The organism is Ensifer sp. 38_S197, from assembly GCF_056924495.1.
Map to the genome: position 1 here is coordinate 678,235 of NZ_JBXOVZ010000002.1, position 14,934 is coordinate 693,168.

Below are 14,934 nucleotides of genomic sequence, written 5' to 3' on the forward strand. Positions count from 1 at the left end.
GGATTTAGGAACAGGCCCATGGCATTAAAAGGATTTCAACGGGTTTTCTTGGCACTGATGATGACAATTGCGTTATCATCGACAGCACGCGCCGAGACGATCAGCCTTGTGGGGTTCGGCGACAGCCTGATGGCCGGCTATCAGCTCCCGCCGCAGGACGCCTTCCCCGCTCGGCTCGAAAAGGCGCTGAAGGAAAAGGGCCTGGACGTGACAATCGCGAACGCCGGCGTTTCCGGCGACACCTCCTCCGGCGGCCTTGCCCGCATCGACTGGTCCGTGCCTGATGGCACGAAGGGCGTGATCCTCGAACTCGGCGCCAACGACGCGCTGCGCGGCATTCCGCCGGAAGCCACCCGCAAGAACATCGAGGCGATGATCACCCGGCTCAAGGACCGAGGCATAGCGGTGCTGCTCGCCGGCATGATGGCGCCGCCGAACATGGGCGCGGACTATGCCGCCCGCTTCAACCCGATCTATCCGGAGCTTGCCGAAAAATATGGGCTGGAACTCTACCCGTTCTTCCTCGACGGCGTAGTGACAGAGGCGAAGCTCAAGCTGGAAGACGGCATTCATCCCAATGGCGACGGCGTCGGCGTGATGGTCGAGAAGGCATTGCCCGTGGTCGAACGCTTTCTGGCAACGCTGAATAAGACGGAGTGATGACATCGTCCACAGTTAAGAGAACGTTAATATTCGTAAGTGTCAAATACTAGTTGCGTGCAGACTCGATGCGTGATTCGCTGAGACATCTGCAAGAGATTCGGGGAGCTCGCCATGCCGAGACTATTCACCGCCCTCGAAATTCCGCGCAATGCAGCAATGAGTCTTTCGTTGCTGCGCGGAGGACTTCCCGGAGCTCGCTGGATAGATGTGGAGAATTACCATATCACCTTGCGCTTCATTGGTGACGTCGACTGGCGCACCGCCGACGAGATCATCGACAAGCTCGATCGGATCGAAAGACCGGAATTCCAGCTTCAATTGACCGGCACCGGCGCCTTCGGCTCCAAGAAACCGCACTCGGTCTGGGCCGGCGTCACCAACCAGCCGGAAATGTATGCGCTGCAGGCCGAGATCGAACGCATCTGCCAGCGGCTCGGACTGCAGCCGGATCCGCGCAAGTTCACACCGCATGTGACGCTCGCCCGGCTGCGCTCCAGCCGCGTCGAAGATGTCGTCGAATACCTCTCCGGACGCGGCAACTTCATGACCTCGCCCTTCACCGTGTCGCGCTTCGTGCTTCTGTCATCGCGCGATTCGGTCGGCGGCGGGCCTTACCTCACGGAGGAGGTCTTCCCGCTTCACGAGGTGCGCGCGCCGAGCCTTACGAGCAACGACGAGCATCCGGCCTCGAGCATCTGGTAGAGCGCCTCGAAGGCTTCCGGTCCTTCGTAATAGGGATCCGGCACGTCCTGGCGGCGGCCTGAGGCATGGTCCAGGAAAAGATGCACTTTCCCTGCCGCGCCTTCAGGCGCCAGCCGTTTCAGCGTACGGACATTGTTCTCGTCCATGCCGAGGATCAGGTCGAAATCCCTGAAATCCTCGGCCCGGACCTGGCGCCCGCGCAAGGCCGAAATATCGATCCCGTGCCGACGCGCCGCCTGGATCGAGCGGCCGTCGGGCGGATCGCCGATGTGCCAGGCACCGGTTCCGGCCGAATCCACCTGCAGCGCCGATGCCAATCCCTTTTGCTCCGCCAACGCGCGCAGCACGCCCTCGGCCAGGGGCGACCGGCAGATATTGCCGAGACAAACGAAAAGAACTCTGACCGGTTTCATGCTATTCAAGTTCGACAGGACTGGAGATTGGTGCGCATTTATACGCGGCAGCTACTGCATGTCTCCTTAAATCGACCTCGATTTGAGGACGAAGACATGCAGCAAATCAAAGTGCTACAGCGACCTTTGCGCGCCTCATGAGACGCGCGGCGCTGTAGGCCTTCGAACAGGTCGACGTGTGGGAGAGAGACGATGACTGCGGAAAAGCTCGACGAAGCGACGATTGCCGAAAACCTGCACAAGATGGAAGGCTGGGTTAGGGCGGAGGACGGCAACTCGATCTGGAAGGCCTTTCGCTTCAAGAATTTCGTCGAGGCCTTCGGCTTCATGACCGAGTGCGCGATCGTTGCCGAGAAGCTCAACCATCATCCGGAATGGTTCAACGTCTACAATCGCGTCGACGTGACCCTGACGACCCACGACGCCGGCGGGTTGACGGAGCTGGACTTCAAGCTGGCGGCCCGGATGGACAAGGCGGCGGCGGGCCGCATGCCCGATCATTTGAAATAGGGAACACAATTCCCATATTGAAAGCGCTGTAGCAGCGGAAGCGGGATAATGGACGACGTCAAGATCGGTGAAATTCTCTTGCCTGGCGAGGAATCCGAGCAGGAGCGCAGGGAAAAGCGTGTGAAGCGGCGCTTCTGGCCAACCTTCCGCCGGGCTGCGCGGCAGATCCCCTTCAGCCGCGACCTTGTCGCCGCCTATTACTGCGCCATCGATCCGCAGACGCCGACACGGACCCGCGGCATCCTGCTTGCCGCACTCGCTTATTTCGTGCTGCCGATCGACATCATCCCCGACATGCTGGCCGTGGTCGGCTTTTCCGACGACGTCGCGGTGCTGACCGCGGCCTTCGCCGCCATCAGCGGCCAGATCAAGGAAACGCACTACACCAAGGCTGACGAAACCCTTGCCGATACTCCGCAAGATTGAAAGGAGATTGGCCTCCCGGGTTGTGGCGCCCTATTCCCGCCCAAAAGTCAAACTCTTGCCCGATTCTTTATGGCATAGACATGCGAATGAGGCCGGTCGTGCGCTTTGGCGCGTTCGGCGTCATTCAATGACTTGGGGCAGGAATCCGTCCGGAACAGCATTCCGAAGTACCGCGCATCCGACATCGATCCTTGGTTCGGCGATGGTACGAATCACCGGTCGAACGGCGCCGGACAATGGAGCAAATCGCTCCGTTTCGGGGCTAAACCCGCGGTTTTCGACCATCGTTGACGGTTTGGTAACCTGAATTAAGTCAAAACAAATTCAAATGATGACGACGCGTCGCCCGTCTGACCTGTTTCGGGTGATCGAAGAGCAAGAAAAGCGGCAGGACCTCATGTTTGTAAGAAAGATCGCAACCGCAATCGCATTCGTTCTGGCAACCGCCAGCATGGCTGCCGCCCAGTCTCCGACGCGCATCCAGCAGTTCAACGCCTGGGGCGCCTATTCCTACAACGCCGGCGGCGGCAAGGTCTGCTACGTCCTCTCGGTTCCGAAGGAAAAGAGCCCGGCCGGCGTCGACCACGGCGACATCTTCTTCCTCGTATCCCAGCGCCCGGGCCAGAACATCAGCTATGAACCGCAGGCGATGATGGGCTACCCGCTGCAGGAGAACTCCAAGGTCAACGTCGTCATCGACGGCCGCACCTTCGTGATGTTCACCAAGGGCAATTCCGCCTGGGTCGAAAACGCAGCGGAAGAACCGGCGCTCGTTGCCGCGATGAAGAACGGCAAGGCCATGTCGGTCAACGCCAAGTCGCGCAAGGGTACGGCAACCTCCTATTCCTATTCGCTCTCGGGCATCTCCGCTGCGCTGAAGCAGATCGAGGCCTGCAAGTAATCCAGGCATGTCGCGCAAACCTGTGCAGCGGTCTTGCGACACGGCTGCGTGACATCTGAAGGCGAAAACCCAGGCATAGGGCCGGCTGCGAAGCCGGCCTTCTGCGTTTCCGGGGCCTGCCGCGTGACTCCTGGCCAAAACAATGCTAAAGCGCGGCCCAACTTGAGAGCCTCCGCGCCCCGATTGGCCGCTTTCGATGGCTCGACCGATTTCAATTCGCGCATCAGGACGATTTCCGGACCCGCTCTCCGGACGGCCTCACGCCGTACGACAGGACATCACGAGCATGGCAGCCACTGAAATTCTGAACCGGGTGGAGATCGTCAAGGCGCCGCAGGTGCGTACAGCGCCCCAGGCGGAAAAGCCGTCGTTGATCGGCCTCCTGCGCGAGGACATGGCAAAGGCGCTGGTCGAAAAGGGCGTGCCGGAGCGCCAGGTCAAGATGCGCGTCAGCCAGCTCTGGCATTGGCTCTATGTGCGCGGCGTCTCCGACTTCGACCATATGACGAACGTGTCGAAGGACATGCGCGAGATGCTGAAGCAGCATTTCACCATCGCCCGGCCGGAAATCGTCGAGGAGCAGATCTCCGGCGACGGCACCCGCAAGTGGCTGCTGCGCTTCCCGGCGCGCGGCGCTGGCCGCCCGGTCGAGATCGAGACCGTCTACATTCCCGAGGAAGGCCGCGGCACGCTCTGCATTTCGAGCCAGGTCGGCTGCACGCTCACCTGCTCCTTCTGTCACACCGGCACGCAGAAACTGGTGCGCAACCTGACGGCCGAGGAAATCCTGGCGCAGTTGCTGCTCGCGCGCGACCGCCTCGGCGATTTCCCGGAGCGCGACACGCCGCAGGGCGCGATCGTGCCGGCCGAGGGCCGCAAGATCACCAACATCGTCATGATGGGCATGGGCGAGCCGCTCTACAATTTCGCTGAGGTCAAGACCGCGCTTCTGATCGCGTCCGACGGCGAGGGCCTGTCGCTCTCCAAGCGCCGCATCACGCTTTCGACCTCGGGCATCGTGCCGGAGATCTACCGCACCGGCGAAGAGATCGGCGTCATGCTGGCGATCTCGCTGCATGCGGTACGAGACGACTTGCGCGACCTGCTGGTGCCGATCAACAAGAAGTATCCGCTAAAGGAGCTGATGGAGGCCTGCCGCGCCTATCCGGGACTTTCGAACGCCCGCCGCATCACCTTCGAATATGTGATGCTGAAGGATGTCAACGATAGCCTGGAAGACGCCAAGGAACTGGTGAAGCTCCTGAAGGGCGTTCCGGCGAAGATCAACCTGATCCCGTTCAACCCCTGGCCAGGCACCAACTACCAGTGTTCCGACTGGGAGCAGATCGAGAAATTTGCTGACTTCATCAACCAGGCGGGCTACGCCTCGCCGATCCGCACGCCGCGCGGCCGCGACATCCTCGCCGCCTGCGGCCAGTTGAAGTCCGAATCCGAGCGCATGCGCAAGGTCGATCGCCTGGCCTTCGAGGCGATGATGATCGCCAATCACGGTGAAGACTGAGATCGAGAGAGACAGTACAAGGTTCCACGGTCTCAAGCTTTGAGGATCGATGAAGAACTTTGATGAATGATCCAGTTCCTATCGATTGATTTCATGTCACCGGTTTCCTAAGAAGGCGGAAATCATTTCAGGAGGACAACCCATGCGCTCACTTCTCATCGCCCTTGCCGCTACGGTGGCATTCACCTTGCCCGCCCGTGCCGATGAGGTGACCGTCGCCGTGACCGCGATCGTCGAGCACCCGGCGCTCGATGCCGCCCGCGACGGCGTGAAGGATGCGCTGGCCGCCGCCGGCTACAAGGAAGGCGAAAACCTCAAGTTCATCTACGAGTCGGCCCAGGGCAACCCGGCGACCGCCGCGCAGATCGCCCGCCAGTTCGCCGGCGAAGGCCCGAATGTGATCGTGCCGATCTCGACCCCGTCCGCCCAGGCCGTCGTCTCCTCGACCCGTGACATCCCGGTCGTCTTCACCGCCGTTTCCGATCCGGTCGGCGCCCAGCTCGTCAAGGACATGGACAAGCCCGGCGGCAACGTCACCGGCCTCTCGGACATGTCGCCGGTCGCCGAGCACGTGGCGCTGATCAAGGAGATCCTGCCGAACGCCAAGTCGATCGGCTACCTCTACAACTCCGGTGAAGCCAACTCCGTTTCGGTGCTCGCCGTGCTCAAGGCGGAAGCCGAAAAGGCCGGCCTGACCGTCGTCGAGTCGGCTGCCACGAAGTCGGCCGAAGTCCAGGGTGCCGCCCGCGCCCTCGTCGGCCGCGCCGATGCGATCTACGTTCCGACCGACAACACGATCATCTCGGCGCTCGAAGGTGCCGTCGCCGTCGCCGAGGAAGCCAAGCTGCCGCTCTTCACCGCCGACACGGATTCGGTTGCCCGCGGCTCGCTCGCAGCCCTCGGTTTCAACTACTATGACGTCGGCAAGCAGACCGGCGACGTCGTCGTTCGCATCCTCAAGGGAGAAAACCCGGGCGACATCGCCGTGAAGGTCGCCGCCGGTTCCGACCTGGTGATCAACAAGAAGGCCGCCGAGAAGATGGGCGTCACCCTTCCGGCAAGTGTCGTAAAGCGCGCAACGCGCGTCGTTGAGTAAGGCTTTCTGCTTTTCAGGTTCAAGTTTGTTGCGTTTTGCCCGCCCCCGTTCCATACGGGGGCGGTTCGCTATGAGAGGCCTGGGATATCGAAGGCCGCTCCAAAGTTCTAAGCGGCATGGGCGCCCCGCCGTCGGGCGAATATGCCAGGCGGGAGCGTCGCGCACATAAGGACAACCAAGCGCGACACGTGGAAAAGGGGGTCTGGGGTTGAGTCTAATCGCTTTCTGGGGAGCCGTGGAACTGGGGCTGGTCTACGCCTTCGTTGCCGTCGGCGTCTTTCTCGCTTTCCGGGTACTCGATTTCCCCGACCTGACCGTCGACGGATCGTTTCCTCTCGGGGCTGCCGTCACCGCCGTTCTGATCATCGCCGGCGTCAATCCGTGGCTTGCCGCCTGCGTGGCGATGGTCGCCGGTGCCGTGGCCGGCATCGTCACGGCGATGCTCAACGTGCGCTTCAAGATCCTCAACCTGCTCGCCTCGATCCTGACGATGATCGCGCTCTTCTCGGTCAACCTGCGCGTCATGGGCAAGCCGAACGTTGCGCTGATCAATGCCGACACGATGCTGTCGCCCTTCTACGGCCTCGGCCTGCGTGATTTCTATGTCCGTCCGCTGTTCATCGGCGTGCTCGTCGTCATCGCCGTCGTCGTCGTCTGGCGCTTCCTCGAAAGCGATGCCGGTCTGGCGATGCGCGCCACCGGCGCCAACGCCCGCATGGCCCGCGCGCAGGGCGTCGACACCAACCGCCAGATCTATCTCGGCATGGCGATCTCCAACGCGCTCGTCGCCTTCGGCGGCGCGCTCTTTGCCCAGACCAACGGCTTTGCCGACGTCACCTCGGGCGTCGGCACCATCGTCGTCGGTCTCGCGGCCGTCATCATCGGCGAGACGCTGCTCGGTGCCCGCGGCATCCTGATCGCGCTGATCGGCTGCGTGCTCGGCTCGATCCTCTACCGCATCGCCATCCAGTTGGCGCTGTCGACCGACATGCTCGGGCTGCAGGCCTCCGACCTCAACTTCGTGACCGCGGCACTCGTGACCTTTGCCCTTATCCTTCCCCGTCTTCGTCGCGGAGGTGCGGCATGATCAGCGTCCAGAACATCCAGGTCATCTTCGGCAAGGGCACGCCGCTGCAGAAGCAGGCGCTGAACGGCGTCAGCCTGACGATCGAACAGGGCTCCTTCGTCACCGTCATCGGCTCCAACGGCGCCGGCAAGTCGACCCTTCTCGGCGTGCTCGCCGGCGATGTGCTGCCGAGCGCCGGCCAGGTGACGATCGGCAAGACCGACGTCACCCGCAAGGGCACCGCCGCCCGCGCCGGCCTCGTCGCCCGCGTTTTCCAGGATCCGCTGACCGGCAGCTGCGGCGCGCTCTCGATCGAGGAAAACCTGGCGCTCGCCGCCAAGCGCGGCGAAGCGCGCGGCCTCACCGCAGCGCTCGGACCCAAGCGCCGCGAGCATTTCCGCGAACGCATCGCCGAGCTCAATCTCGGGCTTGAAAACCGCATGGGCGACCGCATGGACCTGCTCTCCGGCGGCCAGCGCCAGGCGGTTTCGCTGGTCATGGCGACGCTCGCGGGTTCGGAAGTGCTGCTGCTCGACGAGCACACCGCAGCGCTCGATCCGGGCATGGCGGAGTTCGTGATGAACCTCACGCAGAAGATCGTCTCGGAGCGCAAGCTGACGACGATGATGGTCACCCATTCGATGCGCCAGGCGCTCGACTACGGCCACCGCACCATCATGCTGCACGGCGGCGAGATCGTGCTCGACGTCGCCGGCGACAGCCGCAAGGAATTGCAGGTCGAGGACCTGATCGCCATGTTCCGCCGCATCCGCGGCCAGACGCTCGACGACGACGCGCTGCTGATCGGCTGATCCCGCTTAACTGGCGTCCTCTTCGAGATTGGCGCTCATCTGCCTGCCGGCATCTTCTCCCCGTGGACACGGGGAGAAGAGACAAGCGGCGATCGCTCGGTTCCCGCCAGCCACCGGTACAGGCTGCAATCGCCCAACCCTTCCAGGCTTGCTTACAGCGCCGCCGACGGTCGCGTTTCGCGCCGAACGCTGCGGCATGCGCTCTTCTGCCCGTCAGAACGGGGAGAAGATGCCGGCAGGCAGATGAGGGGCGAAATCTCCGAAGACGGTTCAGCGCGCCGTCGTCATGAAGATCTTCACCGCGAACACCGAGAAGACGCCGGCGAAGCTGAAGTCGAGCGCCCGCATCGCCGCCTTGTTGCGCTGAAGCCAGGAGGCGAGCCAGTCGGCGGTGAAGACCACCAGCATGTTCACCGGCATGCCGATCGTGATGAAGAACAGGCCGAGGAACAGCAGCTTGCCGGTGACCGAAGGATCGTCGGCGCTGACGAACTGCGGCAGGAAGGTCATGAAGAAGATGATGACCTTGGGATTGAGTAGGTTCACCCAGAAGCCGGCGGAAATGTTGGCAACAGCCGTGCCCTCCGCCGCCTCGACCTTCTGGACGGAGATGCTGGAGCCGAAGCGGATCGCCTGCACCGCAAGCCAGAGAAGATAGGCGGCGCCGCCGGTCTTGAGGATGGCGAAGGCGGTGGGCGAAGCGGTGATCAGCGCCGAGATGCCGAAGGCGACGAGAAGCGTATGCACGACGATGCCGAAGCTGGTGCCGAGCACGACGAAGAGCGCGGCCTTCTTGCCTTGCGCCAGTGCGCGGCTGATCGAAAGTGTCATGTCCGGACCGGGCGTCGCCGCCAGAAGCAGCGTCGCGGCCGCGAAGGTCAAGAGGGTCGGCAGGCTGGGAATGAAGTCCATCGTCGGTCTCCGAGGCGCGAGGTCACCTTCCGTAATCCCGCGCCCGCTCTTTTGCCAGCGGATTCGCGAGATCCGGCGTTCTAATGCTTGTATCGCCGCAGGTTCTGGCTAAAGTGCCGCAGATTTGCACGCGGCATCGCCGCCCTCCCAAGACCAGACGGACGGAAACCATGGCATCGCATAAAGACGTGAAAAAGGTCGTTCTCGCCTATTCGGGCGGTCTCGACACCTCGATCATCCTGAAGTGGCTGCAGACCGAACTCGGCGCGGAAGTCGTCACCTTCACCGCCGACCTCGGCCAGGGCGAAGAGCTCGAGCCGGCCCGCAAGAAGGCCGAAATGCTCGGCATCAAGGAAATCTACATCGAGGACGTCCGCGAGGAGTTCGTCAAGGATTTCGTCTTCCCGATGTTCCGCGCCAATGCGGTCTATGAAGGCGTCTACCTGCTCGGCACCTCGATCGCCCGCCCGCTGATCTCCAAGCACCTGATCGACATCGCCCGGAAGACCGGCGCCGACGCGATCGCCCACGGCGCCACTGGCAAGGGCAACGACCAGGTTCGCTTCGAGCTTTCGGCCTATGCTCTGAACCCCGACATCAAGATCATCGCCCCCTGGCGCGACTGGTCGTTCAAGAGCCGCACCGACCTGCTCGAATTCGCCGAGAAGCATCAGATCCCGGTTGCCAAGGATAAGAAGGGCGAGGCTCCCTTCTCCGTCGACGCCAACCTGCTGCACTCCTCGTCCGAAGGCAAGGTTCTGGAAGATCCGGCCCAGGAAGCGCCTGAATACGTGCACATGCGCACGATCTCGCCCGAGGCCGCTCCCGACAAGGCGACCATCATTAAGATCGGCTTCGAGCGCGGCGACGCCGTCTCGATCAACGGCGTGCGCCTGTCGCCGGCGAGCCTGCTCGCCAAGCTCAACGAATACGGCCGCGACAACGGTATCGGCCGCCTCGATCTCGTCGAAAACCGCTTCGTCGGTATGAAGTCGCGCGGCGTCTACGAGACCCCCGGCGGCACCATCCTTCTTTCCGCTCACCGCGCGATCGAATCGATCACGCTCGACCGTGGCGCCGCACACCTCAAGGACGAGCTGATGCCGCGTTATGCCGAGCTGATCTATTACGGCTTCTGGTTCTCGCCGGAGCGCGAAATGCTGCAGGCCGCGATCGACAAGAGCCAGGAGCATGTCGAGGGCGAAGTGACGCTAAAGCTCTACAAGGGCAACGTCATGGTCGTCGGCCGCGAGAGCGCCAAGTCGCTCTACTCCGACAAGCTGGTCACCTTCGAGGACGACCAGGGCGCCTACGACCAGAAGGACGCTGCCGGCTTCATCAAGCTCAACGCGCTGCGCCTGCGCACGCTGGCCGCGCGCAACCGCTAAGACGAGCTCCGAAAAAACAGGCCTCCGCGACCCGTTCGCGGAGGTTTTTTGTTGCCTTATTCCGCCGCCTCCGGCAGCGGCTCCTCGCGGTCGGCAGTCGCGGCCAGCGGCTGCAACCGAACCGTCCGGCGATACCAGACATAGCTGAGGATACAGACAAGGCCGAAGCTAGGGATGATCGTGCCGAGCGCCAGCACTGGCGCGCCGACCGCGGCGGCGATCGCCCCACCGAGCAACCCCGACCCCATCTGCACGAACCCCATGACAGCCGATGCCGTGCCGGCGATATCGGGAAAGGGCGCCATCGCCGCCGTCATCATATAGGGCATCACGAAGGCGATGCCGAAAGCGTAGAGACCGATCGGCAGCATGACCGACAGGAAGCTCGGCAAAAGCACATGCATGCTATAGGCAAGCGCGAGACTGGCGAGACCGATGAAGACGAGGCCCGCCGGTACCAGCGCCTGCGGCGTGAAGCGCCGCATCAGCAGCCGGACCACCACGGTCCCCGAAAAGAACAGGCCCGACTGCATCAACATGCCGACACCGAATTCGGTCGGCGTCAGACCCACCTCGTTGATGAGCACGAAGGGCAGCATCGTCGCCCAGGCATAGAGCGCGCCGACGGCACCGCCGATGACCAGCGTCGAGGAGACGAAACGGCTGTCGCTCACCAATCGACGATAGGCCGCAAGGATCGGCTTCAGGTGTCCCTTGGCCGGATCAGGCGCCACGGTCTCGGCCATGAAGAACTGTACGGTGAGGCAGGCCATCGCGGCAAAGCCGACCATCAGGAAGAAGATCGACCGCCAGCCGAACAGCCCGAGCGCCAGGCCGCCGAGCGTCGGCGAAACTGCAGGTCCAAGTGCCAGCATCATGCCGATCATGTTCATGATGCGCGCGGCTTCGGTTCCCGTGAACTGGTCGCGCACGATCGCGCGGGCCACCGTCATGCCGACGGACGCGCCGATGCCCTGCACCAGACGCCCGGCGAGGAGCACCGCAACCGAAGGCGCGAAGGCGGCCATCAGACTGCCGATGAGATAGATCGCCATGAAGATCAGCGTCGCGCGGCGTCGGCCGATGACGTCGGAGAGCGTGCCGGAAACGAGCTGGGCAAAGGCGAACCCCGCGAAATAGAGCGACAGCGTCATCTTGATCGCCGCCTCGCTGGAAGAGAAGGCGCGCACCAGCTCCGGCATGGCAGGGGTGTAAAGCGCCATGGAGACCGGGCCGAGCGCCACCAGGAAGGCGCCGATGATGCTCGTGCGCCGTTCGCTCATGCGACGCGTCATCGCGGGGCTCCCGGCTGTTCCTCGGACTTCTCGCCAGCCTCCTTGCCGGCAAGGCACGGGTCAAGCTCACGTAAATTGTCGCGCAGGATGCGCAGGTTGGCGCAAAGAACCTCGCGGGTCGCCTCGTCGAGCCCGGCCGTATAGGCGTTCATCATCTCTCGCAACCCCGCCATCAGGTCGGTGAGCAGCGGGCCTGCCTTGTCGGTGATGACGACGTTCTTGGCGCGACGGTCCGCCGGATCCGGCACGCGGGCGACGAGCCCCATCGTCTCCAGCCTGTCGAGATAGGCCGAAAGCGTCATCGGCTCGATCCCCATGCGGGTCGCGATCTCCGCCTGCTTGATGCCCTCGGTAAGCACGACCTGGATCAGCGTGCGCGCCTCGCCTGGGGTGATGCCCAGATCCATGGCGTTGACCTTGCGATCGAAAGCCCCGCGCAACAGGCGCGAGACGTCGGTCAAAAGCATTCCAATGGTTTCGGATTCGAGTTTGAAGGGCATCAGCATCGTTCACATATGATATAATAAGTTTTACTTATCATATCTGACGACGCCGTTCAACGCGCCACCGCGTGTTTCCCTGAAACCGAGCCGATTCAGGGATAAAAACATGCAGAACTTCAAAGCGTTACAGCGACCCTTGCGCGCCTGATATGGCGCGCAACACTGTAATGGATGTCGCCTAGCCTTCGAGCTCCTCGCGCAGCATTTCAAGCTCCAGCCATTCCTCCTCCATGCGGGCCAGATCCGCACGAAGCTTCTCCAATTCCTGCGCGAGCTTCGCAAAAGCATTTGGATCTTTTGTGAAAAGGTTGGGGTCGGCCATCCTTTCCTCGCGCTTGGCGGCCTCTGCCTCCGCCTTGGCGATCTCCTTCGGCAGGTTTTCGAGCGCGAATTTCTGCTTGTAGGAAAGCTTGCCCTTGGCGGCCTTTGGCGCTTCGGCGGCGGGTGCAGCCGTTTCGTTGGCCTTGGCCTTTTCCGCCCTTTCGGCTCTGCGCTTCTCCTCGATTGCGCCCTTACGCTGCGCCATCATGTCGGAATAGCCGCCGGCATATTCGATCCAGCGGCCGTCCGGCTCCTCGGGGTTTGCCGGCGCGATCGTCGAGGTCACGGTGCGGTCGAGGAAATCACGGTCGTGGCTGACGAGGATCACCGTTCCGGCAAAGCCGGCGACGATTTCCTGCAAGAGGTCGAGCGTCTCGATGTCGAGGTCGTTGGTCGGCTCGTCAAGGATCAGGAGGTTCGTCGCCCGCGCCAGGATACGCGCCAGCATCAGCCTTGCCCGCTCGCCGCCGGAGAGTTCGCGGATCGGGGTGCGCGCTTGCTCCGGCTGGAACAGGAAATCCTTCATGTAACCGGTGACGTGGCGCTGCTCGCCATTGACCAGCAGGTTCTCGCCGCGGCCGTCCGTCAGGTAGTGCGCCAGCGTGTCGTCCAGATTGAGATCTTCGCGCTTCTGGTCGAGCGTCGCCATCTCGAGATTGGTGCCGAGCTTGACCGTGCCGCTGTCCGGTTCGATCTGCCCGGTCAGAATCTTCAGAAGCGTCGTCTTGCCGGCACCGTTGGGGCCGACGAGACCGATGCGGTCGCCGCGGTGCACGCGGATCGAGAAGGGCGCAACGATGGTGCGCTCACCATAGGCCTTGCTGATCTTCTCGGCCTCGATCACCAGCTTGCCGGACTCCTTGGCATCGGCAAGCGTCGCCTGCACCGTCCCCTGCGGTCCCTTGTGGCCACGATAGGCCGCCCGCATCGTCTGCAGCTCACCGAGACGGCGCATGTTGCGCTTGCGCCGTGCGGTCACGCCATAGCGCAGCCAGTGTTCCTCGCGTTCGATCGCCTTGCCGAGCTTATGCTGCTCCAGTTCTTCCGCCTCCAGCACCTCGTCGCGCCAGGCCTCGAAGTGGGCAAAGCCGCGGTCGAGCCGGCGCGACTGGCCACGATCGAGCCAGACGGTCGCGGTCGACACCTTCTCCAGGAAGCGCCGGTCGTGCGAGATCAAAACCAGCGCCGAGCGGCTGCGGGTAAGCTCGTCTTCCAGCCATTCGATCGTCGGCAGATCGAGATGGTTGGTCGGCTCGTCAAGCAGCAGGATATCCGGCTCCGGCGCCATGACGCGGGCGAGCGCCGCCCGGCGCGCCTCGCCGCCGGAGAGCCGCTTCGGGTCTTCTTCACCGGTCAGTCCCAGATGCTGCAGCAGATAGGCGACGCGATAGGGGTCGTCGCCCGGGCCGAGCCCCGCTTCGGCATAGGCCTGCACCGTGTCGTAGCCGTCGAAATCCGGCGCCTGGTGCAGATAGCGGATGGTCGCCGAGGGATGGCGGAACACTTCGCCCGACTGCGCTTCCGCAAGACCCGCGGCAATCTTCATCAGCGTCGACTTGCCCGAGCCGTTGCGCCCAACCAGGCAGATCCGGTCGCCCGGCTCCACTTGCAGATTGGCGCCGGCCAGAAGCGGCGTGCCGCCGAAGGTGAGGAAGATGTCGTCGAGTTTCAGAATGGGGGGCGCCAAGGCTCAGGCTCCGGTAAGATCATAGGGGCGGACAAGCACGATGGCGCGGCCGCTCTTGAGGCTGAAGCGAAGGGGACCCTCCGCAACATTGGAAACGGTTCGGGACGAGCCGAACGGCAGGGTGAAATCGTCGAGCGGGTAACGCGCATTGACGATCGAAAGACCGGTGAGCTCGGTCAACCCAAGGACCGAAAAGAGGCAACCCTTCGGCAGGTCGAGCTCCAGCGTGCCGGCAAGCAGCGGATAGGCCTCTTCCTCGCCGGAGGTCATCAGCACCGAAAGCCCGCGCTCGGCAAGGCCGACCGCCTGCAACAGGTGCAGGAAGGCATGGTCGCTGCGGGTGCCGCCAAGCGCACCGGCAAAGATCAAGCTGTCGGCACCACGCGACAGGGCAGCCTCGACGGCGATCTCGCCATCCGTGGCCGCCTTTGCCGCCGGATAGGACTCGCGCGGAACGGAGGCGAATTCGGAAAGCAGGGTATCTTCTGTCGAATCGAAATCACCGACCCAGACATCCGGAACGACGCCGAGCAGACGCGCGTGCCGCATGCCGCCGTCAGCGGCGACGAAGCGGCTTCCGCCGAGCTGGCGTGTCAGCCGGTCGGTGCTTGTCAGCGCACCGCCAAGCAGAATGGTGAAGGTCGATCGAGCCATGGCAAAGCCCATAGCGCAAAGGACCGCGGAAGGAAAACGAAGAAAGCGAGAAGACGCGCGGAT

16 protein-coding genes are annotated in these 14,934 nt (G+C 63.1%); 10 read left to right on the plus strand and 6 right to left on the minus strand.

Translation table 11 applies throughout. From position 1 onward, the window contains the following. Positions 1 to 18: 18 nt before the first annotated feature. Both AC1Z3V_RS16530 and thpR read left to right on the plus strand, forming a co-directional pair. Entirely contained in the window at positions 19 to 660 is a 642-nt protein-coding gene (locus tag AC1Z3V_RS16530; RefSeq protein ID WP_483500439.1) for an arylesterase, read from the plus strand. A 114-nt stretch (positions 661 to 774) separates the two neighbouring features. Next, complete coding sequence (thpR, locus tag AC1Z3V_RS16535; RefSeq protein WP_429814674.1) at positions 775 to 1,365, plus strand: RNA 2',3'-cyclic phosphodiesterase; 591 nt, start codon at positions 775 to 777, stop codon at positions 1,363 to 1,365. On the opposite strand, the gene AC1Z3V_RS16540 is transcribed toward thpR, so the two are convergent. Beyond that, complete coding sequence (locus tag AC1Z3V_RS16540; protein WP_483500441.1) at positions 1,302 to 1,778, minus strand: low molecular weight protein-tyrosine-phosphatase; 477 nt, start codon at positions 1,776 to 1,778, stop codon at positions 1,302 to 1,304. The two genes, thpR and AC1Z3V_RS16540, sit on opposite strands and share 64 nt — an antisense overlap. Positions 1,779 to 1,970: 192 nt before the next feature. On the opposite strand from AC1Z3V_RS16540, the gene AC1Z3V_RS16545 reads away from it, so the two are divergent. The 7 genes from AC1Z3V_RS16545 to AC1Z3V_RS16575 all read left to right on the plus strand — a co-directional run bounded on the left by AC1Z3V_RS16545 (position 1,971) and on the right by AC1Z3V_RS16575 (position 8,111). Continuing rightward, positions 1,971 to 2,288 carry a 4a-hydroxytetrahydrobiopterin dehydratase gene (locus AC1Z3V_RS16545; RefSeq protein WP_113535363.1) on the plus strand — a complete coding sequence of 106 codons (318 nt, stop codon included), beginning with the start codon at positions 1,971 to 1,973 and terminating at the stop codon, positions 2,286 to 2,288. A gap of 48 nt (positions 2,289 to 2,336) precedes the next feature. Further along, on the plus strand, positions 2,337 to 2,714 hold the full coding sequence (locus tag AC1Z3V_RS16550) for a YkvA family protein (protein ID WP_429814668.1): 378 nt from the start codon (positions 2,337 to 2,339) through the stop codon (positions 2,712 to 2,714). 397 nt (positions 2,715 to 3,111) lie between these two features. Further along, entirely contained in the window at positions 3,112 to 3,615 is a 504-nt protein-coding gene (locus AC1Z3V_RS16555; protein ID WP_429814665.1) for an invasion associated locus B family protein, read from the plus strand. Between the two features lie 286 nt (positions 3,616 to 3,901). Continuing rightward, complete coding sequence (rlmN, locus tag AC1Z3V_RS16560) at positions 3,902 to 5,137, plus strand: dual-specificity RNA methyltransferase RlmN (protein ID WP_483500443.1); 1,236 nt, start codon at positions 3,902 to 3,904, stop codon at positions 5,135 to 5,137. A gap of 142 nt (positions 5,138 to 5,279) precedes the next feature. Then, positions 5,280 to 6,233, plus strand: a complete 954-nt coding sequence (locus tag AC1Z3V_RS16565; protein WP_483500445.1) for an ABC transporter substrate-binding protein — start codon at positions 5,280 to 5,282, stop codon at positions 6,231 to 6,233. A 208-nt stretch (positions 6,234 to 6,441) separates the two neighbouring features. Then, positions 6,442 to 7,320 (plus strand): ABC transporter permease, encoded by an 879-nt coding sequence (locus AC1Z3V_RS16570; protein ID WP_483500447.1) that lies wholly within the window; start codon positions 6,442 to 6,444, stop codon positions 7,318 to 7,320. Then, positions 7,317 to 8,111 carry an ABC transporter ATP-binding protein gene (locus AC1Z3V_RS16575; RefSeq protein WP_429814653.1) on the plus strand — a complete coding sequence of 265 codons (795 nt, stop codon included), beginning with the start codon at positions 7,317 to 7,319 and terminating at the stop codon, positions 8,109 to 8,111. Before AC1Z3V_RS16570 ends, AC1Z3V_RS16575 begins: the two co-directional genes overlap by 4 nt. Positions 8,112 to 8,381: 270 nt before the next feature. On the opposite strand, the gene AC1Z3V_RS16580 is transcribed toward AC1Z3V_RS16575, so the two are convergent. Continuing rightward, entirely contained in the window at positions 8,382 to 9,023 is a 642-nt protein-coding gene (locus AC1Z3V_RS16580) for a LysE family translocator (protein WP_483500449.1), read from the minus strand. Between the two features lie 170 nt (positions 9,024 to 9,193). Between AC1Z3V_RS16580 and AC1Z3V_RS16585 the strand changes: the two genes are divergently transcribed. Then, positions 9,194 to 10,411, plus strand: a complete 1,218-nt coding sequence (locus tag AC1Z3V_RS16585; RefSeq protein ID WP_483500451.1) for an argininosuccinate synthase — start codon at positions 9,194 to 9,196, stop codon at positions 10,409 to 10,411. Between the two features lie 56 nt (positions 10,412 to 10,467). On the opposite strand, the gene AC1Z3V_RS16590 is transcribed toward AC1Z3V_RS16585, so the two are convergent. The 4 genes from AC1Z3V_RS16590 to AC1Z3V_RS16605 all read right to left on the minus strand — a co-directional run bounded on the left by AC1Z3V_RS16590 (position 10,468) and on the right by AC1Z3V_RS16605 (position 14,871). Continuing rightward, positions 10,468 to 11,706: a multidrug effflux MFS transporter gene (locus AC1Z3V_RS16590; RefSeq protein WP_483500452.1), complete on the minus strand. Its 1,239-nt coding sequence runs from the start codon at positions 11,704 to 11,706 to the stop codon at positions 10,468 to 10,470. Further along, entirely contained in the window at positions 11,703 to 12,206 is a 504-nt protein-coding gene (locus tag AC1Z3V_RS16595; RefSeq protein ID WP_429814643.1) for a MarR family winged helix-turn-helix transcriptional regulator, read from the minus strand. Before AC1Z3V_RS16595 ends, AC1Z3V_RS16590 begins: the two co-directional genes overlap by 4 nt. Positions 12,207 to 12,387: 181 nt before the next feature. Continuing rightward, positions 12,388 to 14,217, minus strand: coding sequence for an ABC-F family ATP-binding cassette domain-containing protein (locus AC1Z3V_RS16600; RefSeq protein WP_483500454.1), 1,830 nt, complete (start codon positions 14,215 to 14,217; stop codon positions 12,388 to 12,390). Between the two features lie 3 nt (positions 14,218 to 14,220). Beyond that, positions 14,221 to 14,871, minus strand: a complete 651-nt coding sequence (locus tag AC1Z3V_RS16605) for a thiamine diphosphokinase (RefSeq protein ID WP_483500456.1) — start codon at positions 14,869 to 14,871, stop codon at positions 14,221 to 14,223. Between the last annotated feature and the right edge of the window lie 63 nt (positions 14,872 to 14,934).

Coding starts and splice junctions, on each gene's coding strand:
- AC1Z3V_RS16530 (WP_483500439.1), top strand. CDS start 19: ATGGCATTAAAAGGATTTCAACGGGTTTTCTTGGCACTGATGATGACA.
- thpR (WP_429814674.1), top strand. CDS start 775: ATGCCGAGACTATTCACCGCCCTCGAAATTCCGCGCAATGCAGCAATG.
- AC1Z3V_RS16540 (WP_483500441.1), bottom strand. CDS start 1,778: ATGAAACCGGTCAGAGTTCTTTTCGTTTGTCTCGGCAATATCTGCCGG.
- AC1Z3V_RS16545 (WP_113535363.1), top strand. CDS start 1,971: ATGACTGCGGAAAAGCTCGACGAAGCGACGATTGCCGAAAACCTGCAC.
- AC1Z3V_RS16550 (WP_429814668.1), top strand. CDS start 2,337: ATGGACGACGTCAAGATCGGTGAAATTCTCTTGCCTGGCGAGGAATCC.
- AC1Z3V_RS16555 (WP_429814665.1), top strand. CDS start 3,112: ATGTTTGTAAGAAAGATCGCAACCGCAATCGCATTCGTTCTGGCAACC.
- rlmN (WP_483500443.1), top strand. CDS start 3,902: ATGGCAGCCACTGAAATTCTGAACCGGGTGGAGATCGTCAAGGCGCCG.
- AC1Z3V_RS16565 (WP_483500445.1), top strand. CDS start 5,280: ATGCGCTCACTTCTCATCGCCCTTGCCGCTACGGTGGCATTCACCTTG.
- AC1Z3V_RS16575 (WP_429814653.1), top strand. CDS start 7,317: ATGATCAGCGTCCAGAACATCCAGGTCATCTTCGGCAAGGGCACGCCG.
- AC1Z3V_RS16580 (WP_483500449.1), bottom strand. CDS start 9,023: ATGGACTTCATTCCCAGCCTGCCGACCCTCTTGACCTTCGCGGCCGCG.
- AC1Z3V_RS16585 (WP_483500451.1), top strand. CDS start 9,194: ATGGCATCGCATAAAGACGTGAAAAAGGTCGTTCTCGCCTATTCGGGC.
- AC1Z3V_RS16590 (WP_483500452.1), bottom strand. CDS start 11,706: ATGACGCGTCGCATGAGCGAACGGCGCACGAGCATCATCGGCGCCTTC.
- AC1Z3V_RS16595 (WP_429814643.1), bottom strand. CDS start 12,206: ATGCCCTTCAAACTCGAATCCGAAACCATTGGAATGCTTTTGACCGAC.
- AC1Z3V_RS16605 (WP_483500456.1), bottom strand. CDS start 14,871: ATGGCTCGATCGACCTTCACCATTCTGCTTGGCGGTGCGCTGACAAGC.